This is a genomic window from Metapseudomonas cellulosilytica (genome assembly GCF_049334135.1).
In the GTDB taxonomy this organism is placed as follows: domain Bacteria; phylum Pseudomonadota; class Gammaproteobacteria; order Pseudomonadales; family Pseudomonadaceae; genus Metapseudomonas.
Map to the genome: position 1 here is coordinate 78,880 of NZ_JBHZGN010000005.1, position 26,375 is coordinate 105,254.

The window sequence follows — 26,375 nt, forward strand, 5'->3', positions numbered from 1 at the left end:
TAGCCCTTTTTATGTCGGGGGCCCCATGCGGACACTTCAGGTCGATCTTGGCGAGCGTAGCTATCCCATCCATATTGGCTCGGGTCTGCTGTCGCAGCCCGAACTCTTCAAGCCGCACATCGCCGGTCGGCAGGTGGCCATCGTCACCAACGAGACCGTGGCGCCCCTCTACCTCGAGCAGCTGACCCGTACCCTCCAGGGCTACTCCGTGCTTCCCGTGGTGCTGCCGGATGGCGAAGCCCACAAGAACTGGGAAACCCTGCAGCTGATCTTCGACGCCTTGCTGGGCGCCCGCCACGACCGCCGGACCACCGTCATCGCCCTGGGTGGCGGCGTGATCGGCGACATGGCCGGCTTCGCCGCGGCCTGCTACCAGCGTGGGGTGGACTTCATCCAGGTGCCCACCACCCTGCTGTCCCAGGTCGACTCCTCGGTCGGCGGCAAGACCGGGATCAATCATCCCCTGGGCAAGAACATGGTGGGCGCCTTCTACCAGCCCAAGGCAGTGATCATCGATACCGACAGCCTGCGCACCTTGCCGGAGCGTGAGCTGTCCGCCGGCCTGGCCGAGGTGATCAAGTACGGCCTGATCTGCGACGAACCCTTCCTGCCCTGGCTGGTCGAGAAGATGCCGGCCCTGCGCGGCCTCGACGCCGGCGCGCTGACCGAAGCCATCGAGCGCTCCTGTGCCGCCAAGGCGCGAGTGGTCGGGGTGGACGAGCGTGAGTCCGGGCTGCGCGCCATCCTCAACCTGGGCCACACCTTCGGCCATGCCATCGAGACCCAGCAGGGTTATGGTGCCTGGCTGCATGGCGAGGCGGTGTCGGCGGGCACCGTCATGGCCCTGGAGATGTCCAGCCGGCTTGGCTGGATTTCCACCGACGAGCGCGACGCGGCGATCCACCTGCTGCGCAGCGCCGGCTTGCCGGTTGTCCCGCCGGCGGACATGACGCCGGAACATTTCCTCCAGCACATGGCCGTAGACAAGAAAGTGCTCGATGGCCAATTGCGTCTGGTGCTGCTGCGCCGGATCGGGGAAGCCGTCGTGACCGCCGATTACCCGCGCGATGTGCTGGAGGCCACCCTGGCCGCCGACTACCGCACCCTGGCCGACCCGCTTGGAGAGTAAAGGATTCCCATGAGCAGCCTGCACGCCGACGAGGCCTATCTCGGCCACTACCAGTTCACTCACGACCCATTCGCGGCCCGCGTGCCCGGGTTCAAGTTCTTTCCCGCCCAACGCAAGCCGGTGCTCGGCCAACTGCACCACCTGGCGCGCTACAGCCAGCTGATGCTGGTGGTGAGCGGCCGCCATGGCAGTGGCAAGACCTTGCTGCGCCAGGCACTGGTGGCCAGCACCAACAAGCAGGCGGTGCAGAGTCTGGTGGTTTCGGCGCGCAGTTCGGTGGAGGCCGGCGGCCTCCTGCGCCAGATCGCCCAAGGACTGAGCGTCGCCCAGGCCGACCCGCGCTCCATCCTCGCCCAGATCGGCCAGCTGGCCCTGACGGGCCAGGAGGTCTACCTGCTGGTGGATGATGCGGAGGAGCTGGATGATGCATCGCTCGAGCATCTGCTGGCCCTGGCCGAAGGCAATGTCGAAGCGCGTCCCCACGTTTTCCTGTTTGGCGAGGACGCCCTGCTGGCCCGCCTCGATGCGCTGGTCGAGGGTGAAGAGCGTTTCCATGTCATCGAGCTGCAGCCTTACAGCCCGGAAGAGACCCGCGAGTACCTCGCCCAGCGCCTCGAGGGTGCCGGTCGTGGGATCGAATTGCTCAGTGATGGTCAGGTAGACGAAATCCACCTGCAATCCGGCGGTTGGCCGGGTTCGATCAATCAGGTGGCGCGCGACTTGCTGATCGAAGCCATGCTCGCCCAGCGTGGTGCCGTTCGTAAGGCCAGCCCCGGCTTCAGCCTGCCGAAGAAGCACCTGCTGGCCCTCGCAGTGGTCGGTGTTGGCGTGATCGCAGCCTGGATGATGCAGGGGCGCAACGAAGGGAGCGCTGAAAGCACCCCGGCTACGGCCGAGGCTCCGGCGGGCCAGGCTGAGGCCCAAGGGGATCCTGGCTCGCCTGCCGTCGAATTCGCTGGCTCCTCGCAGCCGCTGCCCCTGCCGCTGGTCGGCGAGGCCCAGCCGGTGATCCGTGAACCCTTGGCCCAGGCCGCGGGCCAGGGCGAGGCGGAAGATGGGCCCGCGCCCGAGGGCGCGGCAAGCGTGCCGCCCACCGTTACCAGCATCGCGCCGCCCCAGGGCGTCCCGGCTGGCCCTGCGCCCACCGCGCCCGTTGAGCCGATCGCCTCGGCGAAGCCGCTGCCGCAGCCGGTGCAGCCCATTGCGGCAGCCCCTGCCGCTGCGACGGCGCCGGTCGCGGCACCGAAGCCGGCGGCACCTGCTCCCGCTCCGGCCCCCGCCGTCAAACCGGCCCCCGCGCCGACCCAGGCCGCGGCCAAGCCTGCGCCTGCGCCGGTCGCCAAGCCGGTGGCCAAGCCCGTACAGGCATCGGCGCCTGCTGCTGGCGGCTCCGCCGGTAACGGCTGGTACCGCACTCAATCCGCCGGCCACTTCGCCCTGCAGGTCCTGGGGACCAGTTCGGAGAACAGCGCCAAGGCCTTCGTGCAGCAGAACGGCGGCCAGTACCGCTACTTCAAGAAGCAGCACCAGGGCAAGGCGCTCTTCGTGGTGACCTACGGTAACTTCGCCAGCCGGGAGGCCGCCCTGGCTGCGGTCAAGACCTTGCCGGCCAAGGTCCAGGCTGGTAAACCCTGGCCCAAGACTTTCGCCAGCATCCAGCAGGAGATGGCTCGCTAGTTCTTCGCGAGCCTGATCCCCCGCCTTCTGACCAGGTGGTCGCTAGCACGACCTCCTGGTTCAATCATTCATTTTTGCGACATCGACTTTCACTAGTTGGCCACTAAAATTTGTGGTCGACCAAAGGGCTATGTACAATGACCTCCCTTTGCCCTACGCAAAAGCTGGCGACAAGTCCGGCGCGTATGGTAAGGAGTTGAATTACAAAGCAATTCTGCCTTTTTCTTAAGGCAACCCTGGTGAGAGTTCCCCTATGAAAGCAGGTCTGTACCATCCTGATGAGTTCAAGGATAACTGCGGTTTCGGCTTGATCGCCCATATGCAGGGCGAGGCGAGCCACCATCTCTTGAAGACCGCCATCGAAGCCCTGACCTGCATGACCCACCGCGGCGGCATCAACGCCGACGGCAAGACCGGTGACGGTTGTGGTCTGTTGATCCAGAAGCCTGACCTTTTCCTGCGTGCCGTGGCCAAGGAGACCTTCGCGGTCGAGCTGCCTGCCCAGTACGCCGTCGGCATGGTCTTCTTCAACCAGGACCCGGTTCGCGCCGAAGCGGCTCGCGAGAACATGAATCGCGAGATCCTCGCTGCCGGCCTGCAACTGATCGGCTGGCGCAAGGTCCCGGTGGACACCAGCGTCCTCGGCCGCCTGGCCCTGGAGCGACTGCCGCAGATCGAGCAGGTGTTCATCGGCGGTGAAGGCCTTGGCGACCAGGAAATGGCGGTCAAGCTGTTCAGTGCCCGTCGCCGCTCCTCCGTGGCCAACGCCGCGGATGCCGACCATTACATCTGCAGCTTCTCCAACAAGACCATCATCTACAAAGGCCTGATGATGCCGGCCGACCTGCAGCAGTTCTACCCGGACCTGGGTGACGAACGCCTGCAGACCGCCATCTGCGTGTTCCACCAGCGCTTCTCCACCAACACCCTGCCGAAGTGGCCGCTGGCGCAGCCGTTCCGCTTCCTCGCCCACAACGGCGAGATCAATACCATCACCGGCAACCGCAACTGGGCGGTGGCCCGTCGCACCAAGTTCGCCAACGAGCAGCTGCCCGACATCGACGAGCTGGGCCCGCTGGTCAACCGCGTGGGTTCCGACTCCTCGAGCATGGACAACATGCTGGAGCTGATGGTCACCGGCGGCATCGATCTGTTCCGCGGCGTGCGCATGATCATCCCGCCGGCCTGGCAGAACATGGAAACCATGGATGCCGACCTGCGCGCCTTCTACGAATACAACTCCATGCACATGGAGCCCTGGGACGGCCCTGCCGGCGTCGTGCTGACCGACGGTCGCTATGCCGCCTGCCTGCTCGACCGTAACGGCCTGCGCCCGGCCCGCTGGGTCACCACCAGGAACGGCTACATCACCCTCGCCTCGGAAATCGGCGTGTGGGGCTACAAGCCCGAGGACGTGATCGCCAAGGGCCGCGTCGGCCCGGGCCAGATCCTCGCGGTGGACACCGAGACTGGCCAGGTCCTCAATACGGCGGACATCGACAACCGCCTGAAGTCGCGTCACCCCTACAAGCAGTGGCTGCGCCAGAGCGCCGTGCGCATCCAGGCCAAGCTGGACGACGACCACGGCGTGGCCAGCTACGACAGCGACCAGCTCAAGCAGTACATGAAGATGTTCCAGGTCACCTTCGAGGAGCGTGACCAGGTCCTGCGCCCGCTGGCCGAACAGGGCCAGGAAGCGGTCGGCTCCATGGGTGACGACACCCCCATGGCCGTGCTGTCCCAGCGCATTCGCTCACCGTTCGACTACTTCCGCCAGCAGTTCGCGCAGGTGACCAACCCGCCGATCGACCCGCTGCGCGAAGCCATCGTGATGTCCCTGGAAATCTGCCTGGGCGCCGAGCGCAACATCTTCGCCGAGTCGCCCGAGCACGCCACCCGCGTGATCCTCAGCAGCCCGGTGATCTCCCCGGCCAAGTGGCGTGCGCTGATGAGCCTGGACCGCCCGGGCTTCGAGCGGCACATCATCGATCTGAACTACGACGAGAGCCTCGGCCTCGAAGCGGCTGTGCGCAACTTCGCCGACCAGGCCGAGGAAGCCGTGCGCGCCGGGAAGTCCCTGTTGGTGCTGACCGACCGCCACATCGCCCCGGGCAAGCTGCCGGCCCACGCCTCCCTGGCCGTCGGCGCCGTGCACCACCGCCTGGTGGAGCAGGGCCTGCGTTGCGACTGCAACATCCTGGTGGAAACCGCCACCGCCCGCGACCCGCACCATTTCGCCGTGCTGGTGGGCTTCGGCGCCTCCGCCGTGTACCCCTTCCTCGCCTACGAAGTGCTGGCCGACCTGATCCGTACCGGCGAAGTGCTGGGTGACCTCTACGAAGTCTTCAAGCACTACCGCAAGGGCATCTCCAAGGGCCTCTTGAAGATCCTCTCGAAGATGGGGATCTCCACCATCGCCTCCTACCGCGGCGCCCAGCTGTTCGAAGCCGTGGGTCTGTCCGGCGAGGTGGTGGACCTCAGCTTCCGTGGCGTCGCCAGTCGTATCCAGGGCGCGCGCTTCGTCGACATCGAGTCCGAGCAGAAGCTGCTGGCCTTCGAGGCCTGGAACAACCGCAAGCCGATCCAACAGGGCGGCCTGCTGAAGTTCGTCTACGGCGGTGAGTACCACGCCTACAACCCGGATGTCGTGAGCACCCTGCAAGTCGCCGTGCAGCAGGGCAGCTACGAGAAGTACAAGGAATACAGCGCCCTGGTGGACCAGCGCCCGGTCTCCATGATCCGCGACCTGCTGAAGGTCAAGGAATCCGGCCAGTCGCTGTCCCTGGACGAGATCGAGCCGGTCCAGGACATCCTCAAGCGCTTCGACTCCGCAGGCATCTCCCTGGGCGCCCTGTCGCCCGAGGCCCACGAGGCCATCGCCGAAGCGATGAACCGCCTGGGTGCGCGCTCCAACTCCGGCGAGGGCGGTGAAGACCCGGCCCGCTACGGCACCGTGCGCAGCTCCAAGATCAAGCAGGTGGCCACCGGCCGCTTCGGCGTCACCCCGGAATACCTGGTCAACGCCGAAGTGCTGCAGATCAAGGTGGCCCAGGGCGCCAAGCCCGGCGAAGGCGGCCAACTGCCTGGCGGCAAGGTCAACGGTCTGATCGCCCGCCTGCGCTACGCGGTACCCGGCGTGACCCTGATCTCGCCGCCGCCGCACCATGACATCTACTCCATCGAAGACCTGGCCCAGCTGATCTACGACCTCAAGCAGGTCAACCCGCAGGCCCTGGTCTCGGTGAAGCTGGTGGCCGAGCCGGGCGTCGGTACCATCGCCGCTGGCGTGGCCAAGGCCTACGCCGACCTGATCACCATCTCCGGCTATGACGGCGGCACCGGGGCGTCCCCGCTGACGTCCATCAAGTACGCCGGCAGCCCGTGGGAACTGGGCCTCTCCGAGGCGCACCAGACCCTGCGCGGCAACGACCTGCGCGGCAAGGTGCGGGTGCAGACCGACGGCGGCCTGAAGACCGGTCTCGACGTGATCAAGGCGGCCATCCTCGGCGCCGAGAGCTTCGGCTTCGGCACCGCGCCCATGATCGCCCTGGGCTGCAAGTACCTGCGCATCTGCCACCTGAACAACTGCGCCACCGGCGTCGCCACCCAGAACGACAAGCTGCGCAAGGACCACTTCATCGGCACCGTCGAAATGGTGATGAACTTCTTCACCTACATCGCCGAGGAAACCCGCGAATGGCTGGCCAGGGTCGGCGTGCGCAGCCTGGGCGAGCTGATCGGCCGTACCGATCTGCTGGAAATCCTGCCGGGCGACACCGCCAAGCAGGCCAACCTGGACCTGACCCCGCTGCTGGGCAGCGACCTGATCCCGGCCGACAAGCCGCAGTTCTGCGAAGTCGAGAAGAACCCGCCCTTCGATCCGGGCCTCCTGGCCGAGAAGATGTGGGACATCGCCAAGGCAGCGGTGGAAAACAAGACCGGCGGCTGCTACGACCTCGAGATCGGCAACTGCGACCGCTCCATCGGCGCGCGGGTTTCCGGTGAGATCGCCCGCCGTCACGGCAACCAGGGCATGAAGGACAAACCGGTTACCTTCCGCTTCCGCGGCACCGCCGGCCAGAGCTTCGGCGTGTGGAACGCCGGTGGCCTGCACCTGTACCTGGAAGGCGACGCCAACGACTACGTGGGCAAGGGCATGACCGGCGGCAAGCTGGTGATCACCCCGCCCAAGGGCAGCCCGTTCAAGAGCCAGGAGTCGGCCATCGTCGGCAACACCTGCCTGTACGGCGCCACCGGCGGCAAGCTGTTCGCCGCAGGTACCGCGGGCGAGCGCTTCGCGGTGCGTAACTCCGGCGCCCACGCCGTGGTGGAAGGCACTGGCGATCACTGCTGCGAATACATGACCGGCGGTTTCGTGTGCGTGCTTGGCAAGACCGGCTATAACTTCGGCTCGGGCATGACCGGCGGCTTCGCCTACGTGCTCGACCAGGACAACAGCTTCGTTGACCGGGTCAACCACGAACTGGTGGAAATCCAGCGCATCAGCAACGAGGCCATGGAGGCCTACCGCAGCCACCTGCACGGCGTGCTGGTGGAGTACGTCAAGGAGACTTCCAGCGACTGGGGTGCTCACCTGCTGGAAAACCTGGACGATTACCTGCGCAAGTTCTGGCTGGTCAAGCCGAAGGCCGCGAGCCTCGCCTCGCTGCTCTCCAGCACCCGTGCCAACCCGCAATGACAACAGCGCCTGAAGTGGTTTGATGAGGTTTTTTTAATGACTGAACGTCTGAACAACGACTTCCAGTTCATCGAGGTCGGGCGCAAGGATCCGAAGAAGAAACTGCTGCGCCAGCGCAAGAAGGAATTCGTCGAGATCCATGACCTGTTCAAGCCGCAACAAGCGGCTGACCAGGCTCACCGCTGCCTCGGCTGCGGCAACCCCTATTGCGAGTGGAAGTGCCCGGTGCACAACTTCATTCCGAACTGGCTGAAGCTGGTCTCGGAAGGCAACATCCTGGCCGCCGCCGAACTGTCGCACCAGACCAACACCCTGCCGGAAGTCTGCGGCCGGGTGTGCCCGCAGGACCGCCTCTGCGAAGGCGCCTGCACCCTGAACGACGGCTTCGGCGCGGTGACCATCGGCTCGGTGGAGAAGTACATCACCGACACCGCCTTCGCCATGGGCTGGCGCCCGGACATGTCCAAGGTCAAGCCCACCGGCAAGCGCGTCGCCGTGATCGGTGCAGGTCCGGCGGGCCTGGGCTGTGCCGATGTGCTGGTGCGCAATGGCGTGACCCCGGTGGTGTTCGACAAGAACCCGGAAATCGGCGGCCTGCTGACCTTCGGCATCCCCGAGTTCAAGCTCGAAAAACACGTACTGAGCCGTCGCCGCGAAGTCTTCACCGGCATGGGCATCGAGTTCCGCCTGAACACCGAAGTGGGCAAGGACGTGACCATGGACCAGCTGCTCGAGGAATTCGATGCAGTCTTCATGGGCATGGGCACCTACACCTACATGAAGGGCGGTTTCCCGGGCGAGGACCTGCCGGGCGTGCATGACGCGCTGGACTTCCTGATCGCCAACGTCAATCGCAACCTCGGCTTCGAGAAGTCCGCCGAGGACTTTGTCGACATGAAGGGCAAGCGCGTAGTGGTGCTGGGTGGTGGCGACACCGCCATGGACTGCAACCGCACCTCGATTCGCCAGGGCGCCAAGGCCGTGACCTGTGCCTACCGCCGTGACGAAGAGAACATGCCGGGTTCGCGCAAAGAGGTGAAGAACGCCAAGGAAGAGGGCGTGAAGTTCCTCTTCAACCGCCAGCCCATCGCCATCGTCGGCGAGGACAAGGTGGAAGGCGTGAAGGTGGTCGAGACCCGTCTCGGCGAGCCGGACGCCCGTGGCCGTCGCAGCCCCGAGCCGATCCCGGGCTCCGAGGAAATCATCCCGGCGGAAGCCGTGCTGATCGCCTTCGGCTTCCGTCCGAGCCCGGCCCCCTGGTTCGAGCAGTTCGACATCAGCATCGATAACCAGGGTCGCGTGGTGGCGCCCGCCCAGTCGCAGTTCAAGCACCAGACCAGCAACCCGAAAGTGTTCGCCGGTGGCGACATGGTCCGGGGTTCCGACCTGGTGGTAACGGCGATCTTCGAAGGCCGTACCGCCGCCGAAGGCATCCTGGACTACCTGGGCGTCTGATCGGCGCACCTGCGCCGGCCACATCGCCGGCGCGTCGCGGCATTTCGTCGCGATGAACAAAAGGCACGGCACCCGCCGTGCCTTTTGCATTGGGCTCTGCGAAAATGCCCTCACTTTTTTGCTGGAATCCTGCCATGACCGCTCTGAAGAACGACCGCTTCCTCCGCGCGCTGCTGAAGCAGCCAGTCGACGTCACCCCTGTCTGGATGATGCGCCAGGCCGGTCGCTACCTGCCGGAGTACCGCGCTACCCGCGCCAAGGCCGGCGACTTCATGAGCCTGTGCATGAACCCCCAGTTGGCCTGCGAAGTCACCCTGCAGCCGCTGGATCGCTACCCGCAACTGGACGCGGCCATCCTCTTCTCCGACATCCTCACCATCCCCGATGCCATGGGCCAGGGCCTGTTCTTCGAGGCCGGCGAAGGCCCGCGCTTCAGGAAAGTGGTCAGCAGCCAGGCCGATATCGACGCCCTGCCGATCCCCGATGCGGACAAGGACCTGGGCTACGTGATGGACGCCGTGCGCACCATCCGCCGCGAGCTGAACGGCCGCGTGCCGCTGATCGGCTTCTCCGGCAGCCCCTGGACCCTGGCCACCTACATGGTCGAGGGCGGCTCCAGCCGCGACTTCCGCAAGTCCAAGGCGATGCTCTACGACAACCCCCAGGCCATGCATGCCCTGCTGGACAAGCTGGCCCAGGCGGTCACCGCCTACCTCAACGGCCAGATCAGGGCTGGCGCCCAGGCGGTGCAGATCTTCGATTCCTGGGGTGGTGCGCTATCCGCGGCGGCCTACCAGGAATTCTCGCTGGCCTACATGAAGAAGATCGTCGACGGCCTGATCCGCGAACACGACGGCCGCCGCGTGCCGGTGATCCTGTTCACCAAGGGCGGTGGTCTCTGGCTGGAGTCCATGGCCGAAACCGGCGCCGAGGCGCTGGGCCTGGACTGGACCTGTGACATCGGCAGTGCCCGCGCCCGCGTCGGTGACAAGGTCGCCCTGCAGGGCAACATGGACCCGTCGGTGCTCTACGCCAACCCGGCGGCCATCCGCGCCGAGGTCGGTCGTATCCTCGCGGCCTACGGCCAGGGCTCGGGCCAGGTGTTCAATCTTGGCCACGGCATCACCCCGGAGGTCGACCCGGCCCACGCCGGCGCCTTCTTCGAGGCGGTGCACGAATTGTCGGCACAGTACCACTGAGGGATATCCGCGACGGACCCGTTCGCGTAGCCCAACGAAAAAGCCCCGCCAATGGCGGGGCTTTTTCATTTCAGGGCCGGGGCTCAGGCTGCATCGGCGGCGTAGCCGACGGCACGCTGGGCCTTGCGGCGCTGGGAGATCAGCAGGCCGGAGCAGACGACCACGATGGTCAGCAGGGCGGTGGCGACCACCTCCATGCGGTGGTCCGGACGAACCAGCATGATCACCAGGGTCGCGGCGATGAACAGGATCACCGCCCAGGTCAGCCAGGGGAACAGCCACATCTTCAGGGTCAGCTGATGGCCCTGGGCGAGCAGCTTCTTGCGCATGCGCAGTTGGGAAATGGCGATCACCAGGTACACCAGCAGGGCAATGGCGCCTGAGCTTGCCAGCAGGAAGTTGAACACTTCGGCCGGGGCCAGGTAGTTGGCGAAGGTGCACAGGAAGGCCATGGCGGTGGACAGCAGCACGGCGTAGATCGGGGTGCGGCTGGCGCTGGTCACCTGGGCGATGCGCGGGGCGTCACCACGCTTGCTCAGCGAATACATCATGCGCGAGGCGGTATAGAGCGCCGAGTTCAGGCAGCTGGTAACCGAGACCAGGACGATGATGTCGACGATCAGCTTGGCGTAGGGGATGTGCAGGTGCTCCAGCACGGTCTGGTAGGAGCCCATGCTTACCAGGCGCGGATCGTTCCACGGTACCAGGCAGACCACGATCAGGATCGACAGCAGGTAGAACAGCGCGATGCGCCAGATCACCGAGTTGGTGGCGCGGGTGATCTGCTGGGCCGGGTCCTTGGATTCGGTGGCGGCGATGGTGACGATTTCCGAGCCCATGAAGGAGAACATGGTGGTCAGCAGGGCAGCGAGCACGGCGCCCCAGCCTTTCGGAATGAAGCCGTCCTCGGCGTACAGGTGGCTGACACCGCCGGCTTCGGGGTTCAGGGAGACGCCGAATATGGCGGCGCAACCGAGCACCAGGAAGGCGATGATCGAACCTACCTTGATCAGCGCGAGCCAGAACTCGAACTCGCCGTAGTTCTTCACGCTGAACAGGTTGGTCACGGTCAGGGCCGCGGTGATGACGAAGGCCAGGATCCAGATCGGGGCGTCGGGGAACCAGGCGTGGATGATGGCCGCGGCCGCGTTGGCCTCCAGCGGGATCACCAGGACCCAGAACCACCAATACAGCCAGCCGATGGTGAAGCCGGCCCAGTGGCCGATGGCACGGTCGGCATAGGTGGAGAAGGAGCCGCTATCGGGTTGCGCCACGGCCATTTCGGCCAGCATGCGCATGACCAGGACCACCAGCAGGCCAGCGACCAGATAGGAAACCAGCACGCCTGGGCCGGCTTCGGCGATGGCGTGGCCTGAGCCGACGAACAGGCCCGCACCAATGGCGCCGGCGATCGAGAGCATGGTGACGTGGCGGTTTTTCAGGCCCTGAGCGAGCCCGGAAGGAGTACTACTCATGCATTACCTACAGCGAATTACAGCGGATGAGAGAGGGGGTGCGTCCTGCGGAGCCGAAGCTGTTTGGAGAATTCAACGTCTTGTTGCGGATTTTTAACGCAAAACCCGCGCCACAGTTTGTTACGACTTTAGTCGTAGTGGTCACTGTGCTGGGGAGAAACGCTACGGACCCCGTCAGTGTGGTGCTGGTGATCGATAGGTTTTTGTCAGCTGGCGACCTGCATGTGTCGCCATCAGACAAGGGCTAGAGATTATGTGTGGAAAATACTCATTTCCATTTGATATCGGAGGTTTGATCGGTTTCGGTAACACTTCTGCCCGTGACAGATGTGGTGCGGCCGATGCTCCGCCGTCAGCCGCTGCCTATGACCGGACGACAAAGTTTCCACAGCGAGAACCCAGGTCATCGGTATCGCTCGCGGTTGGCATGTCCTGCGCATAGAATCCAGGCGTACCCAATGGCACCAGGAGGGCGGTTCATGCGGCGCGTGGTTTTCAATCAGAAGGGCGGTGTGGGCAAATCCAGCATTGCCTGCAACCTGGCGGCGGTGAGCGCATCGCAGGGGTACCGCACCCTGCTGATCGACCTCGATGCCCAGGCCAACTCCACCCATTACCTCACGGGCCTGACTGGCGACGACATCCCCATGGGCATCGCCGATTTCTTCAAGCAGACCCTCTCGGCGACCGCCTTTCGCAAGGGCAAGGTGGATATCTACGAAACGCCGTACGACAACCTGCATGTGGTGACCGCCACGGCGGAGCTGGCCGACCTGCAGCCCAAGCTGGAGGCCAAGCACAAGATCAACAAGCTGCGCAAATTGCTGGATGAGCTGAGCGAGGACTACGAGCGGATCTACCTGGATACGCCGCCGGCCCTGAATTTCTATACGGTTTCCGCTCTGATCGCGGCTGATCGCTGCCTGATCCCCTTCGACTGCGACAGTTTTTCCCGCAATGCCCTGTATGGCCTGCTGGCGGAAATCGAGGAGCTGAAGGAGGACCACAACGAAGACCTGGAAGTGGAGGGTATCGTGGTCAACCAGTTCCAGCCGCGCGCCTCGCTGCCCCAGTTACTGCTGGATGAGTTGCTGGAAGAAGGTCTGCCGGTGCTGCCGGTGAACCTGATGATGTCGGTGAAGATGCGCGAGTCGCACCAGGCCTGCAAACCGCTGATCTATCTGGATCGCAGCCACAAGCTGACCCAGCAGTTCGTCGAGCTGCACGATCTGCTCGAAGAAGCCTGAGCGGCAAGAGCGAAGCTGGAAGCAAGAGCTGTCGGCGCGCCCGCACACTAGCTTCCAGCCTATTTCACCAGCAGCAGGTCGCAGGGCGGGTTCTGCAGGTAGCGCAGTGCCAGGCTGCCCAGCAGGGCCTGGGAAATCAGGCTGCGGCCATGGCTGCCGAGGGCCAGCAGCTGCGGTTGTTGTGCCGCGATGGCTTCGTCCAGGGACCTTGGCAGGGCGCCACGCACCACCTCCAGTTCAACCGCGGGTGCCTGGCCGGCGAGGTTCGCCAGCTCGTCTTCCAGCAGTTTGGCCAATAGCTCTTTCTGGGTAGCCAGGAAGTCGGTCGAGTTGCCGTTTTTCGACAGCAGCCGGCTACCCAGTTCCATCACGTTCAACGCAACCAAACGGGCATCGTGGGGCAGCAGGGTGCAGGCCTTGCGTAGCGCGTCGCAGGCGCAGAGGGAGAAATCCAGTGCCACGGCGGCCTTCTGGTAGGGCTGCGCCGCCTGTTCATCCGCCACCAGCAGCAGGGCCGCGTCCAGCTGACGTGCAACGCGCTCCAGAGTGGTGCCGATGAACAGCTCCGGCGCGTTGTGGTGGTGCCGGCCGATCACCAGCAGGTCGGCCTGGCTGTCGTTCATTTCTTCGAGAATCTGCTGGGCCGGGCGGCCCTTGCGCAGCAGCACCTGGCACCCTTCCACGCCCAGTTGCCCCAGGCGTTCGGCGAAGTGCTGCTGGGCGGCGTCGCGCAGGTTGCCCTGGACGGTATTGGGCAGGTGGTCTTCGAGCACATGCAGCAGGGATATCCGCGCGCCGTGCTGGCGAGCGAGTTGGCTGGCACGCTGCAGGGCGAGATCCGCCTCGCGGCTGAGGTCATGGGCGACCAGGATATGTCCGAACATGGTGTGGGCCTCCTCTGAGGCCCTTACTCTGCGGCTATTCGCCACGCGACGGCTTGATCCAGGACAAGGCCGCTCAATGTGCCCGCAGTTGGTAGAGCCCGCGGCTTTCGGCCACCACTTCGCCGTCGGCGTCGAGCAATTGCAGTTCCAGCAGGTAGTCGGACTTGCCGCAGGTCTCGGCCTCCCGCCGGATGCGCGCGAGCTCGCTCTGGTCCAGATGGGCATCCACCGTGATGTCGCCTTTGGCCGGCCGGCGGAAGCGCAGGTTCATTTCCTTGATCACGGGGTAAAAGCGCCGGGCGTCGAAGCTGGTGAGGAACAGCGCGCCGCCGGGCATCTCGGCGAGGGTGAACAGGGCCCCGGCGTAGAGGGTGCCGATATGGTTCTGGTTGCCTTCCATGGGCATGCGCAGCCGCACATGGCCGGGTTCCAGGATCTCGGCCCTGAGGCCGCTGCGTTTGACGAAGGCGATCTGTTCCTCGGTCAGCTGGCGGACCAGCTCGATGGGCATGGACATGGCAGGCTCCGGCGCGGGGGAATGGCCAGAGCCTAGCGGGGCTGGCGCGGGCGGCAATGACCGCGACGGCCAGCGGCGCTGACCGAAACGCTCAGGACCCAGGGGGGAGCAATCCGTGGCTTTCGAGCCAGGTCAGCAATTGCGCAAGCGGTAGCGCGCCGCTCTGACGGGCGACTTCCCGACCCTCCTTGAACAGGATCAGCGTGGGGATGGAGCGGATGCCCAGTTGGCCGGCCAATTGACGGTTGGCCTCGCTGTCCAGCTTGCCGAGGCGGCAGCGGCCCTGGAGCTGGCTGGCGGCCTGCTGGTAGGTGGGGGCGAAGGACTTGCAGGGGCCGCACCAGTCGGCCCAGACGTCCACCAGCAGCGGCAGGTCGCCGCGCAATTGCTTGGCGAAGCTGGCTTCGTCGAGATCGAAGGGGGCGGCAGGCAGCACGGCAGCCTTGCAGTGGCCACAACGTGGCGAGTCGCCCAGGCGGGCAGCGGGGATGCGGTTCAACCCGGCACAGTGGGCGCAGGGAATCATCAGCGGGTCGGTCATGGTGAGGCTCCAGTGGCGGATACCGCCTATCTGGAGTCGCACCGGGCCGATATCAACCCGCGAGGGACGCTCAGCGCAGGCTGATGTAGATGTTGTAGGTGCTGATCAGGGTGATCAGGGTGCCGACGATGACCAGCAGGGTGCGCGGCGACAGCTTCTTGCACAGCAGGGCGGCGAAGGGCGCGGCGAACAGGCCGCCGAAGACCAGGCCAGCGACCATTTTCCAGGTATCCGGCTGGCCGGCCAGGAGAATGAAGGAGGTGGCGCTGGAAATGGTCAGGAAGAACTCGGCGAAATTCACCGAGCCGATGGTGGTGCGCGGGTCGCTGCCCGAGCCGATCAGGCTGCTGGTGACCACCGGGCCCCAGCCGCCACCGCCGGCGGCATCGACGAAACCGCCGAACAGGGCCAGCTTGGCGACGTGGTTGGGCGCGCGGCGCTTGATCACGTGACGGTAGGCCTTGCTCAGGATGTACAGGCCCATCAGCAGCAGGTAGGCGGAGATGAACGGCTTGAGCGCTGCCCCATCGAACTGGGTGACCAGCACCGCGCCGAGGACGGCGCCGATGATGCCCGGCAGCAGCAGGCGCAGGAACAGCGACTTGTTGACGTTGCCCAGCTTCACATGGGAAATGCCCGACAGGCCGGTGGTGAAGACTTCGGCGATGTGCACGCTGGCACTGGCCGCGGCAGGCGTGGCGCCGGCGCTGAGGAGGAAGGTGGTGGCCGTGATGCCATAGGCCATGCCCAGGGCGCCGTCGATGACCTGGGCGAAGAAGCCCACCGCCACGGCGCTCCAGAAGCCCCTGCTGGTCAGGGCGTTTTCGATGATTTCGAGTCCGCTGCCGCCGCCGTTGTCATAGAACAGGCGCCAGGCGAGGAAGCCCAGCAGGCCGACCAGAATCGCAACCGCAACCCACATGGCCGCTCGCAGGACGGGGTGGTCGTCCGGATGCGAGACGAAATCTTCGACTGGCGGGATCCTCAGCGCTTCGTGTTCGGTATTGAGCGAACTCTGGCTAAGGTCGAGATTGCGAATCTTCATGCGGGCACAGCGCCTGACAGTGGGTGGTAGAACAGGCTGGAATAAGCAGGGGGCCGAAGATAATGTGCTTTGCTTAGAGAGTCTAAGAAGATTTCCGTAGGTTTATATTCCATTTGGTGCTGTTTGCCGGCGTATGACAGTGGGAATCGGCTTCGGCGTCTGTACGCCTTGGTTGCAGGACAACTGTATTCCCGACCCGCGGCCGGCTCGGGCTAGGCTGGAGGCTTTCCAGGTAAGAGGTGGCGACGATGAAGACGCTGGGCGTATTGGGCGGGATGAGCTGGGAATCCACCGTCACCTATTACCAATTGCTCAACCGGGGCGTGCGCGAACGCCTGGGTGGGTTGCACTCGGCACCGCTGTTGCTGCATTCGGTGGACTTCGCGCAGATTGCCGCGCAGCAGAAGGCCGGCGAGTGGGCCTCCGCCGGCCAGGTGCTGGCGGAGGCCGCGCGTGGCCTGGAGGGCGCTGGTGCGACGGCCCTGCTGCTGGCCACCAACACCATGCACAAGGTGGCGGCAGCCATCGAGGAGGCTGTGGATATCCCGCTTCTGCATATAGGCGATGCCGTTGGCCGGGCGCTGCAGGAGCGGGGTATCGAGCGCGTGGCGCTGCTCGGCACCCGCTTCACCATGCAGGAGGCCTTCTATCGCGAGCGCCTGGAGCAGCGTTACGGCATCCAGGTGCTGTTGCCCGCGGCCGAAGCCATGGCGGAGATCGACCGGGTGATCTTCCAGGAACTCTGTCTTGGCCGCTTCCTGCCCGGCGCCCGGAGCTTCTACCTCGACCAGCTGGCGCTGCTGAAAGCCCAGGGTAGCCAGGCTGCCATCCTCGGCTGCACCGAGATCGGTCTGCTGCTGGATGGCTGCGACTCGCCGTTGCCGCTGGTGGACAGCACCGAGCGGCATGTGGCGATGGGGTTGGAGTGGATGCTGGGGGTGTAGGGGCGAATTTATTGGTTATGTCTGCGTTAGCTGTTGCTAGAACGTTCTGAGCCAAGCTGATTATCGAGTGGGTTGCGAGTCCCTGTTTCGCCCTCCCGGGCGACTCTCTTTGGCAGTCGTCGGAATGCCGCACCACCCAAAGGAAGCAAAAGGCTTGCCCCTGCATCCGGCCCCGGCTTCGCCGGGGTGACCAGCCTTCGGCTGTTACTGCGTTTCCCTCGCTCCATCGTTGCTCCGGGGGCCCCGCACGCCTCTCGCGGCATCCATGCCGCTCGTCCCCCTGCGCAACGACTCCGCTCGGCCTCCTGACGGGGCGGAGTCGCTGCCCCACCGCTTCTGCGCAAGTTCAAGCTCTGATCAGGCATCAGGTTTGCCGCGTGCGGTCAGGCGCGAGTCACCCCTCTCCCTTTGGGAGAGGGGCCGGGGGTGAGGGATGTGTCAGGCTAGCGCGAATGTCTGAAAGCCCCGTGCCAGCAGGTACCATTCAGCTCTGCAACAGCTAACGCAGACATAGCCAATTCATTCGCACAGCAGGCCAAAGGTCTGCCCTGAGGAATCCCCCGGGGCCGCTCCGCGGCCCTTGGCGAATGAATTCGCCCCTACAGGCAATAGCGCTGTCGATCAGGACGAACAGCTGATCTCCAGGTGCTTGCCCCATTCCGGCGGGCGTTCTGCGAAGCGCTCCATGCCCGGTTGCTCATCGAAGGGGCGGGACAGCACGGCATGCAGTTGGCGCACTTCGGCGTAGTCGCCCTGCTGGGCCGCCTCGATGGCGCGCTGGGCCAGGTAGTTGCGCAGGATGTACTTGGGGTTCACCGCGTGCATCCGTGTACGGCGCGCTTCCTGGTCGCTGCCGTCGATGGCGGCGCGGGCCTGGTAGTCGGCACCCCAGGCGTCGAAGCCGGCCAGGTCGACGAAGTCTTCCCGCAACTTGTGCAGCGCCTGCTCGGGTGACTCTTCGCCCAGGCGGCGGAAGAACTGGCTGTAGTCCACGGCGCTGCCCTGCATCAGCTGCAGCAGGCGCTGCACCAGGGCCTCGTCCGACTCGGCGGCCGAGGTGAAGCCCAGGCGGCGGCGCATCAGGTCCAGGTAATGGGCCTGGTAGAGCGGCAGGAAGAGATTGAGGGTTTCCCGCAATTGTTCCACTTCGACGAATGGCGTCAGCGCCTGGGCCAGGGCCGCGAGGTTCCAGTGGGCGATGGGCACCTGGTTGCTGAAGCTGTAGCGGCCGCTGTCGTCTGAATGATTGCAGATGTGGTTGGCGTCGAAGTCGTCGAGGAAGGCATAGGGGCCGTAGTCGAAGGTGATGCCGAGGATGGACATGTTGTCGGTGTTCATCACCCCATGGCAGAACCCGTAGGCCTGCCAGAGGGCGATCAGCTCGGCATTGCGCTCCAGCACCTCGCGGAAGAAGGCGGCCCAGGGGTTCTCCTGCTCCAGGCACTGCGGGAAATGGCACTCGAAGACATGCCGGCCCAGGGCTTCGAGCTGCTCGTGCTGACGCGTGTAATAGAAATACTCGAAGTGGCCGAAGCGCACGTGGCTGGGAGACAGGCGCAGGAGCATGGCGCCCGATTCGCGGGTTTCCCGATAGACGGGCGTCGACGAACCGGTCACGCAGAGCGCACGGCTGGTGGGGATGCCCAGGGCCTGCAGGTGCTCGCTGGCGAGGAATTCGCGGATCGAGCTGCGCAATACCGCGCGGCCATCGCCCATGCGCGAGTAGGGGGTTTGTCCCGCGCCCTTGAGGTGCAGGTCCCAGTGTTCGCCGGCGTCGTTGAGCACCTCGCCCAGCAGCAGCCCGCGGCCGTCGCCCAGGCGCGGGTTGTAGACGCCGAACTGATGCCCGGAATAGACCATCGCCCGGGGTTCGGCCTCGGCCCAGAGCTTGTGCCCGGAGAACACCTCGGCGAAGAGCTGGGTCTCGGCCTCGGCCGGGTCGAGGTCGAGCAGGGCCATGGCGGCCGGGCTGGCCACCACCAGGCGCGGTTCGGCGATGGGCTCCGGCAGCACCTCGGTGGAGAAGGCGTCGCCCAGGCGGGCGAAGCGATTGTCGAACTGCAATTGGTCGAGTGTCTTCATGGGCTCAGCTTGTCACGCTACCGATGGCGCTGGAAGTGCAGGGACGGTTCGGCTCATCTGACTTCCGGCGCGGGCGCCTTGTCCTTGACCGGCGGTGTGTCGGCTTCGGCCGCGGCTTCGAGGTGCGGCTCGACCTTGCGGCTGAGGGTGACGTCCATCTTCGGCACGCTGGAGATGTTGATCTCGTGCTCCTGGAACAATTGGTCGATGCGCCGGTTCAGCTCGTCGGTCGCCAGGCCGCGATCGCCCAGCTCGCGCACGTAGACCTTGAGCTCGTGTTCCAGGGTGCTGGCGCCGTAGGTTTTCAGCTGAACCGTCGGCGGCGGGTCGCGCAGCACGCGGGTGTTTTCCTGGGTGGCCTGCAGCAGCAGCTTGCGCACCTGCTCCAGGTCGGCACCGCGGTTGACGTTGTAGGTCAGCACGATGCGGGTGACGGTGTCGGTCAGGGTCCAGTTGATCAACTGGCTGGTGAGGAAGGTCTGGTTCGGCACTATCACTTCCTTGCGGTCGCTGTCCGTGATGTGCGTGGCGCGGATGCGGATCCGGTTCACCGTGCCGGTTACCGTGCCGATGGTCACCAGGTCGCCGATGCGCACGGGGCGCTCGAACAGCAGGATCAGGCCGGAGATGAAGTTGGCGAAGATCGCCTGCATGCCGAAACCGATACCGACGGACAGCGCCGCCACCAGCCATTGCAGCTTGTCCCAGCTGACGCCAAGGGTGGACAGCGCGGTGACGAAACCGAGGCCGGCGATGGCGTAGGAGAGCAGCGTGGTGGTGGCGTAGGCGCTACCCTGGGCCAGTTTCAGCCGCGACAGCACCAGCACCTCCAGCAGACCCGGGAGGTTACGCGCGAGCGCGGTGGTGATGCCGGCGATGATCAGCGCGCCGAGCACGTCCAGGAGGCTGATGGGCACCTGGGCGGCGGCATCGCCGGTACCGCTGGCGTACTGGTAGAGGGTGACCTGGTCGAGGTAGGCGAAGACGCTGATCAGGTCCGCCCAGACCAGGTACAGGCAGGCGGTGAAGACGCCCAGCAGCGCCAGGCGGATCAGGCGCAGGGATTGCTGGTTGACCTGTTCGATGTCCAGGGTCGGCTCTTCCACCGCCACTTCCTCGCCTTCGGCGTTCTCCTTGGTCTGCGCCTGGCGCTTGGCGAGCACGCGGTGGTAGGCCAGGCGCCGTGCGGCCACGCCCAGGCCGCGGACGAACGCGGCCTCGACCAGCAGCAACAGGATCAGCAGGTAGAGGGTGGTGATCAGGCGGTCGGTGAGCTTGAGCGAGGTGTAGTAGTAACCGAAGCCCACGGCGACGATAAAGGCCAGCGGCAGCAGGGTGAAGGCGACGCCGATGAGCAGGCGGAAGGGCGAGGTCTGCTCGCGCATCGGTTCGGCCAGCAGGAGGTTGCTCAGTACCAGGGTCATCAGGACGTAGCAGCTGAGGACCACGATCACGCCGATGACGTCGTCGGCGAGCGCCGCCGGCTGGTGCTCGGCCACTGTGACAATGGCCACCAGGGCCATGACGACGCCGCCGAGGCGGCGGACCTGGCTGCGCAGGAAGGCCACTTGCGGGCGGTCCCAGTGGAAATGCAGCTCGGCGATGCCGCCGGGGGCGAGTACGCGGTAGAGGGTGTAGAACACCATCCACGCCTGCGCCATTTCCATCAGCGCGGCACCCAGGGTGGCGTTCTGGCCACGGGCGTCGATCTGCAGGGCAAAGCCGCCGAGGGCGAGGAACAGGCTTACCGGCAGGGCCAGCAGCACGGTGAGCAACAGCGCCAGCGGGGTGTGCAGCTGGCTGTCGCGCTTGAAGTGGCCGACGTCCAGGTTGATATCGTTGAGCTTGGCGTAGAGGTAGCGGCGTTTCCAGAGGAGGGCGCCGATCACCAGCAGCAGCGGGAGGAACAGCCAGGGGCGGTCCAGCAGACCTTCGCCCAGCTCGCGCACACCTGCGCCCCAGGGCATTTCCAGCAACTGGCGCTCCAGCAGGTGCGGTGCGCTCTTCAGCCAGTTGAGGTCCAGCGGCTTGTTGCTGGGAATCCAGAACATCTGCTCGTCGAGGGTGTTGCGCAGGGCATGGGAGGTTTCCTGCAGCTGCTTCTGGTTGAGCTGCAGGGTGATGGATTCGTTGAGCAGGGTGTTCAGCTCACGGCTCAGGCGATCCAGCAGTTCAGCACGGGTGCTGATCAGGTCCATCAGGGTGGTACGCAGTTCCGGCGTCACCTGAGTCGGCGGTTGCAGGGCCAGCAGGCTGTCGACGTAGCCCTGGGGATTGCTCAGCTGGTCGCGCTGCTGGTTGAGTTCGAACTGGTAGAGGCGGATATCGGCAATTTCGTCGGCCAGGTTCTTGTCCAGGTCCAGTTGGGGCAGGGCCTGTTTCTGCTGGTAGAGGATCTTGGCCAGCAGCAGGCTGCCCTTGAGCACGCTGATCTGTTCTTCCAGGGCCTGATCGGCCTGGCTGAGATTGTCCAACTGCTGGCGGGTCTGCAGATTCTGCCGGGTCAGCTCGTTGAGGCGGTCGGTAGCGCGCAGCAGGTAGTCGGACATCTTCAGGTTGGTGGCGCTCTCCTTCGCCACCAGGCTGTCCGGCGTGCCCTTGTCGGCCTCGCGGGAGAGTTCGGCCACGGTTTGCTCCGAACTTTCCCGACGCATCTCGTTGATCAGCGACTGCAGGTCCAGGGTTTCCTGCTCCAGGCGGCGGATACGCTCCACCAGCAAGTCGCGGCGGGCGTTGCCCAGGTCCTGCAGCAGGCTGTTGCCGGCCAGTTCCTCGCGGCGCAGCTCGGTCTGGGCGGCGAGGGCGGCCTGCTCGGCCCCGAGCAGGGCGCGCTGGTCTTCACCGATAGCCTTGCCCGCGTCCTTGCCGGTCTTGAGGATGCTGTTGATCTGCTGGGTGCGGGTCTGGTTGCTGCTGATCTCGGCCTGGGCCCGCTCCGGGCGGGTCTGCGAGGTGATGATCAGGCTGTTGGCGTCCGCCAGGGACTTCTGCAGGTTGGCCAGTTCATTGCTGCGCTGCTCCAGCAGTTGCTCCAGCTGGGGCAGTTCGGTCTTGCCATGGCGCTCCTTGGCCGATACCGGCTGGCTGCCCTTGAGGCGCGTCAGTTCGCGCTGGGCCTCGCCGACCAGCTTGGGGGCGTCGTTCAGCTGCCGTTTGAGGGAGACGAGGGCCTGCTGGCTCTCTTCCTGGCTGGCGAGGAAGGCCTTGGTCTGCTCCTCGACCGAGGGCTTGGCCGCAGCTTCGCCTTCGGCGGGCTTGGCGTCGGCCGGCGCGGCGGCCGGCTTGGGTGCGACGACGCCGGGGGTGGGGGCAGCCTGCAAGTAGGCCGGGGACAGGCAGAGGCCCAGCAGGGCAGCGGCGAAAAGGGTGCGCAAGGAAGCAGTCATCGCGATCGGGCAGCTCGGGTTCAAATGCGGCTAATGATATGCCAGGGCGGCCGTTGCGGGGCTGCCCGGCACGAGCGGTTGTGATTTCGGTTCGCGCATGGGCGAACCCGCGGTTTCCATGGCGGCGGCCTGATGGTTAGGGAAGGCCGTCCTAGACGGGTTCCTTAGAGGAACAAGCCCGGACGGCTCTGACCTTCGGGGAATTTGACGCCCACCTTGCGTACCTTGTTCCCCTCCATCAGAGCAACGGTCCAGGTCAGGCCGTTCCACTCCACCTGGTCGCCCACCACCGGCTCGCCGCCGATTTCATGGGCGATGAAGCGGCCCAGGGCTTGCCGGCCGTCCAGCTCGCCGAGCTTGAGGCCGTAGAGCGAAGCCACTGCCGCGAGCTGGGCATCCCCTTCCAGCACGAAGTCGCCGAAGAAGCGCAGGTCCAGGCCACGCTGCGGCGCCTGGCTGAACAGCTTGCCGAGTCCCGGCAGGTCATGTTCGTGGCCGACCACGCAGAGAATGTCGCCGGCCTCGAGGGTGGTGCTGCCCGAGGGGTGCAGCAGTTCCTTGCCGCGGAACAGCGCCGCGATGCGGGTGCCTTCGGGCATCTTCAGCTCTCGCAGGGCGGCGCCGATGCACCATTTTTCGGCCCCCAGGCGGTAGACGAACAGCTCCCACTCGCTGGTGGGGTGCACCTCCAGGCCGGCGCGGGAGATGGGGGCGGGCTCCGGCGGTACCGTCACCCGCAGCAGCTTGGCTGCCCAGGGCAGGCTGGTGCCTTGCAGCACCAGGGATACCAGCACGATGAAGAACGCCACATTGAAGAACAGCTGGGCATTGGGCAGCCCGGCCATCAGCGGGAACACCGCAAGGATGATGGGCACCGCGCCGCGCAGGCCGACCCAGGCGATGAAGGCCTTCTCGCGGCCGTGGAAGGCGCGGAACGGTGCCAGGCCGAGGAAGATCGACAGCGGCCGGGCGAGGACGATCATCCACAGGGCCAGGCCGAGCGCCGGGAGGATGATCGGGAACAGCTCGTGGGGCGTCACCAGCAGGCCGAGGACCAGGAACATGCCGATCTGCGCCAGCCAGGTGAGGCCGTCGAGCATGTGCAGGATGCCGTGGCGCGAGCGGATCGGCCGGTTGCCGAGGAACAGGCCGAACAGGTAGACGGCCAGGATGCCGCTGCCATGCACGGCGTTGGTCACGGCGAACACCAGCAGGCCGCCGGCCACCACCAGCAGAGGATAGAGGCCGTTGGCCAGGGTCAGGCGGTTGACCAGTTGCAGCATCAGCCAGCCGCCGGCGAAGCCCAGCACGGTTCCCACGCCGAACTGCTGGATGATGTGGACGACGAAGCTCCAGCTGAATCCGCTCTGGCCGGTGGCGAGCATCTCGATCAGGGTCACCGTGAGGAACACCGCCATCGGATCGTTGCTGCCCGACTCGATTTCCAGGGTGGCGCTGACCCGTTCGTTGAGCCCGCGTCCGCCGAGCAGGCTGAATACCGCGGCGGCGTCGGTGGAGCCGACGATGGCGCCGATCAGCAGGCCTTCCAAGGTGCTGAGATTGAACAGCCAGGCCGCAGCGACGCCGGTCAGCCCCGCGGTGACCAGTACGCCGATGGTGGCCAGGGACAGCGAGGGCCAGAGGGCCACGCGGAAGGTGGCCGCGCGGGTTCGCAGGCCGCCGTCGAGGAGGATGATGGCCAGCGCCAGGTTGCCCACCAGGTAGGCCTGGGAATAGTTGTTGAAGACGATGCCGCCGGGGCCGTCGTTGCCGGCGAGCATGCCGACCACGAGGAATACCACGAGGATGGGGACGCCGAAGCGTGATCCGAAGGCGCTGACCAGGATACTCATGCCTACCAGCACCGCGCCGATCAGGAACAGGCTATTGACGGTGGTGGCATCCACTGGTGGCTCCTTGCATGTCAGGGGGGAGGGACTGCGGCATGCAGGGGGCGCATGCCGAGGAATTCTAACCTGCCGATGGCGAGGCCCTGCAAGATTTCATGCAGGGTTCTTGCCAGGGGAGGGAAGGCGATTGGAGGGGCGAATCGACGATGGGTTCCCCGGGGTGCTCCAGGGGAGACTGGTGTGCGTTGGCACCTGGCGACGCGCCCATAAAAAAGCCCCGCATGTGCGCGGGGCGTGAAGACCCTGAAAAGGGATCAGAACCAGTTGTCCTGCATCTCCAGGCAGGTGCCGTCGCGGGCTTCAAGCAGGGCCAGCTCATGGTGGCAGCCGGGCACCTCCCAGGTGAGGAAGTAGCGCGCCGCCTGCAGTTTGCCCCGGTAGAAGTCGGCATCCGCCGCATTGCCGCGGGCCAGGCCCTGTTCGGCGCGGATGGCCTGTTCCAGCCAGCGCCAGCCGATCACCGCATGGCCGAAGACCTTCAGGTACAGCGCCGAATTGGCCAGGGCCTCGTTGACCTTGCCCTGCATCAGGTCGCCGAGCAGGCCCAGAGTGACACTGGAAAGGCGCGCCATCAGCTGTTCCAGGGGGTGACGCAGGGTATTCAGCGATTCGTATTCGCTGGCGCGCTGGCAGCACGCGTTGATCAGGCGGGTCAGCTGCTTGAGGCCTGAGCCCTGGTTCTGTGCCAGCTTGCGGCCCAGCAGGTCGAGGGATTGGATGCCGTGGGTGCCTTCGTGGATGGGGTTCAGGCGGTTGTCGCGGTAGTACTGCTCCACCGGGTATTCGCGGGTATAGCCATGGCCGCCGAGGATCTGGATCGCCAGTTCGTTGGCCTTGAGGCAGAACTCCGAAGGCCAGGATTTGACGATGGGGGTGAGCAGGTCCAGCAGTTCGTGGGCCTGCTGGCGCTCGTCTTCGGTGGCCAGGGTCTGGGTGTCATCGAACAGGCGGGCGGCGTACAGGCCGAGGTCGAAGGCGCCTTCCACGTAGGCCTTCTGGGTCAGCAGCATGCGCCGCACGTCGGCGTGCTGGATGATCGAGACCTGGGGCGCGGTCGGGTCCTTGCCATCGGGCAGGCGGCCCTGCGGACGCTCGCGGGCGTACTCCAGGGAATAGAGGTAGCCGGCGTAGCCGAGCATCACCGCGCCCATGCCGACGCCGATGCGCGCCTCGTTCATCATCTGGAACATGTAGGACAGGCCCGCGTGGGGCTTGCCTACCAGATAGCCGACACAGTCGCCGTTATCGCCGAAGTTCAGTGCGGTGGAGGTTGTGCCGCGGTAGCCCATCTTATGGAACAGGCCGGCCAGGATCACGTCGTTGCGTTTGCCGAGGGAGCCGTCGTCGTTGACCAGGAACTTGGGCACGATGAACAGCGAGATGCCCTTAACCCCGGGTGGGGCATCCGGCAGCTTGGCCAGGACCATGTGCACGATGTTCTCCGACAGCGGGTGGTCGCCGCCGGAGATGAAAATCTTGTTGCCCTTGATGCGGTAGGTGCCGTCGGCGGCGGGTTCGGCGCGGGTGCGGATATCCGACAGGGACGAACCGGCATGGGGCTCGGTGAGGGCCATGGTGCCGAAGAAGCGGCCTTCGATCATCGGCTGGAGGAAGCGCTGTTTTTGTTCCTCGCTGCCGAAGCTTTCGATCAGGTTGGCCGCGCCCATGGTCAGGAAGGGGTAGGCTGAGCTGCCGACGTTGGCCGCCTGGAAGTGGGCGAAGCAGGCCTGGGACAGCAGGGTGGGCAGCTGCATGCCGCCCTGTTCGAAGCTGCGGGTGGCATTAAGGAAGCCGGCTTCGAGGAAGGCGTCGACGGCGGGCTTCACTTCCGGGATCAGGGTGGCGGCGCCATCCACGTATTCCGGCTCGTGCTCGTCGCCCTTGCGGTTGTGCGGGGCGAAGAACTTCTCGGCGATGCTGCGGGCGGTGCCCAGGGCGGCGTCAAAGGTTTCGCGGTTGTGGTCGGCGAAACGCTCGCGCTGGGTCAGGGCTTCGGCGTCCAGCACTTCGTAGAGTTCGAAGGCCAGGTTGCGGGAACTGAGCAGGGTCTCGGACATGGTGGCTCTCCGGTGGGATCAGCCGAGTCTAGAGAGGTGAATGGAAGGCGCCTAGCAACATCCACGGTCGTGATAAAGGGGGTGAAGCCGTGGTGAGCCATCGACTGGTAGAATGCGCGCCTTGCGAG

The 26,375-nt window shown here is 65.5% G+C and carries 16 protein-coding genes; 7 read left to right on the plus strand and 9 right to left on the minus strand.

Annotation, left to right across the window (positions count from 1 at the left end):
* Positions 1–25 precede the first annotated feature (25 nt).
* The 5 genes from aroB to hemE all read left to right on the plus strand — a co-directional run bounded on the left by aroB (position 26) and on the right by hemE (position 10,159).
* Positions 26–1,129 (plus strand): 3-dehydroquinate synthase, encoded by a 1,104-nt coding sequence (gene aroB, locus ACFW0H_RS08060; protein WP_422913375.1) that lies wholly within the window; start codon positions 26–28, stop codon positions 1,127–1,129.
* A gap of 9 nt (positions 1,130–1,138) precedes the next feature.
* On the plus strand, positions 1,139–2,806 hold the full coding sequence (locus tag ACFW0H_RS08065; RefSeq protein WP_422913376.1) for an AAA family ATPase: 1,668 nt from the start codon (positions 1,139–1,141) through the stop codon (positions 2,804–2,806).
* A 253-nt stretch (positions 2,807–3,059) separates the two neighbouring features.
* Positions 3,060–7,505, plus strand: coding sequence for a glutamate synthase large subunit (gene gltB / locus ACFW0H_RS08070; protein WP_422913377.1), 4,446 nt, complete (start codon positions 3,060–3,062; stop codon positions 7,503–7,505).
* 36 nt (positions 7,506–7,541) lie between these two features.
* On the plus strand, positions 7,542–8,960 hold the full coding sequence (locus ACFW0H_RS08075; protein WP_422913378.1) for an FAD-dependent oxidoreductase: 1,419 nt from the start codon (positions 7,542–7,544) through the stop codon (positions 8,958–8,960).
* 134 nt (positions 8,961–9,094) lie between these two features.
* Positions 9,095–10,159: a uroporphyrinogen decarboxylase gene (hemE, locus tag ACFW0H_RS08080; RefSeq protein WP_422913379.1), complete on the plus strand. Its 1,065-nt coding sequence runs from the start codon at positions 9,095–9,097 to the stop codon at positions 10,157–10,159.
* A gap of 83 nt (positions 10,160–10,242) precedes the next feature.
* On the opposite strand, the gene gabP is transcribed toward hemE, so the two are convergent.
* Entirely contained in the window at positions 10,243–11,634 is a 1,392-nt protein-coding gene (gene gabP / locus ACFW0H_RS08085) for a GABA permease (protein WP_422913380.1), read from the minus strand.
* Positions 11,635–12,113: 479 nt separating this feature from the next.
* Between gabP and ACFW0H_RS08090 the strand changes: the two genes are divergently transcribed.
* Positions 12,114–12,881, plus strand: a complete 768-nt coding sequence (locus ACFW0H_RS08090; RefSeq protein ID WP_422913381.1) for a ParA family protein — start codon at positions 12,114–12,116, stop codon at positions 12,879–12,881.
* 59 nt (positions 12,882–12,940) lie between these two features.
* Here ACFW0H_RS08090 and ACFW0H_RS08095 read toward each other — a convergent pair whose 3' ends face one another.
* The 4 genes from ACFW0H_RS08095 to ACFW0H_RS08110 form a co-directional block, all read right to left on the minus strand.
* The gene (locus tag ACFW0H_RS08095; protein ID WP_422913382.1) at positions 12,941–13,765 is read right to left on the minus strand and encodes a universal stress protein; all 825 of its coding nucleotides are present in this window, start codon (positions 13,763–13,765) and stop codon (positions 12,941–12,943) included.
* Positions 13,766–13,838: 73 nt separating this feature from the next.
* Positions 13,839–14,282: a PaaI family thioesterase gene (locus ACFW0H_RS08100; protein WP_422913383.1), complete on the minus strand. Its 444-nt coding sequence runs from the start codon at positions 14,280–14,282 to the stop codon at positions 13,839–13,841.
* A 91-nt stretch (positions 14,283–14,373) separates the two neighbouring features.
* Positions 14,374–14,823: a thioredoxin TrxC gene (gene trxC / locus ACFW0H_RS08105; protein WP_422913384.1), complete on the minus strand. Its 450-nt coding sequence runs from the start codon at positions 14,821–14,823 to the stop codon at positions 14,374–14,376.
* Positions 14,824–14,893: 70 nt separating this feature from the next.
* Positions 14,894–15,868, minus strand: a complete 975-nt coding sequence (locus tag ACFW0H_RS08110; protein WP_422913385.1) for a sulfite exporter TauE/SafE family protein — start codon at positions 15,866–15,868, stop codon at positions 14,894–14,896.
* A gap of 248 nt (positions 15,869–16,116) precedes the next feature.
* Between ACFW0H_RS08110 and ACFW0H_RS08115 the strand changes: the two genes are divergently transcribed.
* The gene (locus ACFW0H_RS08115) at positions 16,117–16,812 is read left to right on the plus strand and encodes an aspartate/glutamate racemase family protein (protein WP_422913386.1); all 696 of its coding nucleotides are present in this window, start codon (positions 16,117–16,119) and stop codon (positions 16,810–16,812) included.
* Positions 16,813–17,433: 621 nt separating this feature from the next.
* Here ACFW0H_RS08115 and selO read toward each other — a convergent pair.
* The 4 genes from selO to ACFW0H_RS08135 all read right to left on the minus strand — a co-directional run bounded on the left by selO (position 17,434) and on the right by ACFW0H_RS08135 (position 26,247).
* A complete protein-coding gene (gene selO / locus ACFW0H_RS08120; protein ID WP_422913387.1) occupies positions 17,434–18,894 on the minus strand; it encodes a protein adenylyltransferase SelO in 1,461 nt (486 codons plus the stop codon).
* A 53-nt stretch (positions 18,895–18,947) separates the two neighbouring features.
* Positions 18,948–22,280 (minus strand): mechanosensitive channel MscK, encoded by a 3,333-nt coding sequence (gene mscK / locus ACFW0H_RS08125; protein WP_422913388.1) that lies wholly within the window; start codon positions 22,278–22,280, stop codon positions 18,948–18,950.
* 164 nt (positions 22,281–22,444) lie between these two features.
* On the minus strand, positions 22,445–24,187 hold the full coding sequence (locus tag ACFW0H_RS08130; protein WP_422913389.1) for a potassium/proton antiporter: 1,743 nt from the start codon (positions 24,185–24,187) through the stop codon (positions 22,445–22,447).
* A gap of 257 nt (positions 24,188–24,444) precedes the next feature.
* Positions 24,445–26,247: an acyl-CoA dehydrogenase gene (locus ACFW0H_RS08135; protein WP_422913390.1), complete on the minus strand. Its 1,803-nt coding sequence runs from the start codon at positions 26,245–26,247 to the stop codon at positions 24,445–24,447.
* Between the last annotated feature and the right edge of the window lie 128 nt (positions 26,248–26,375).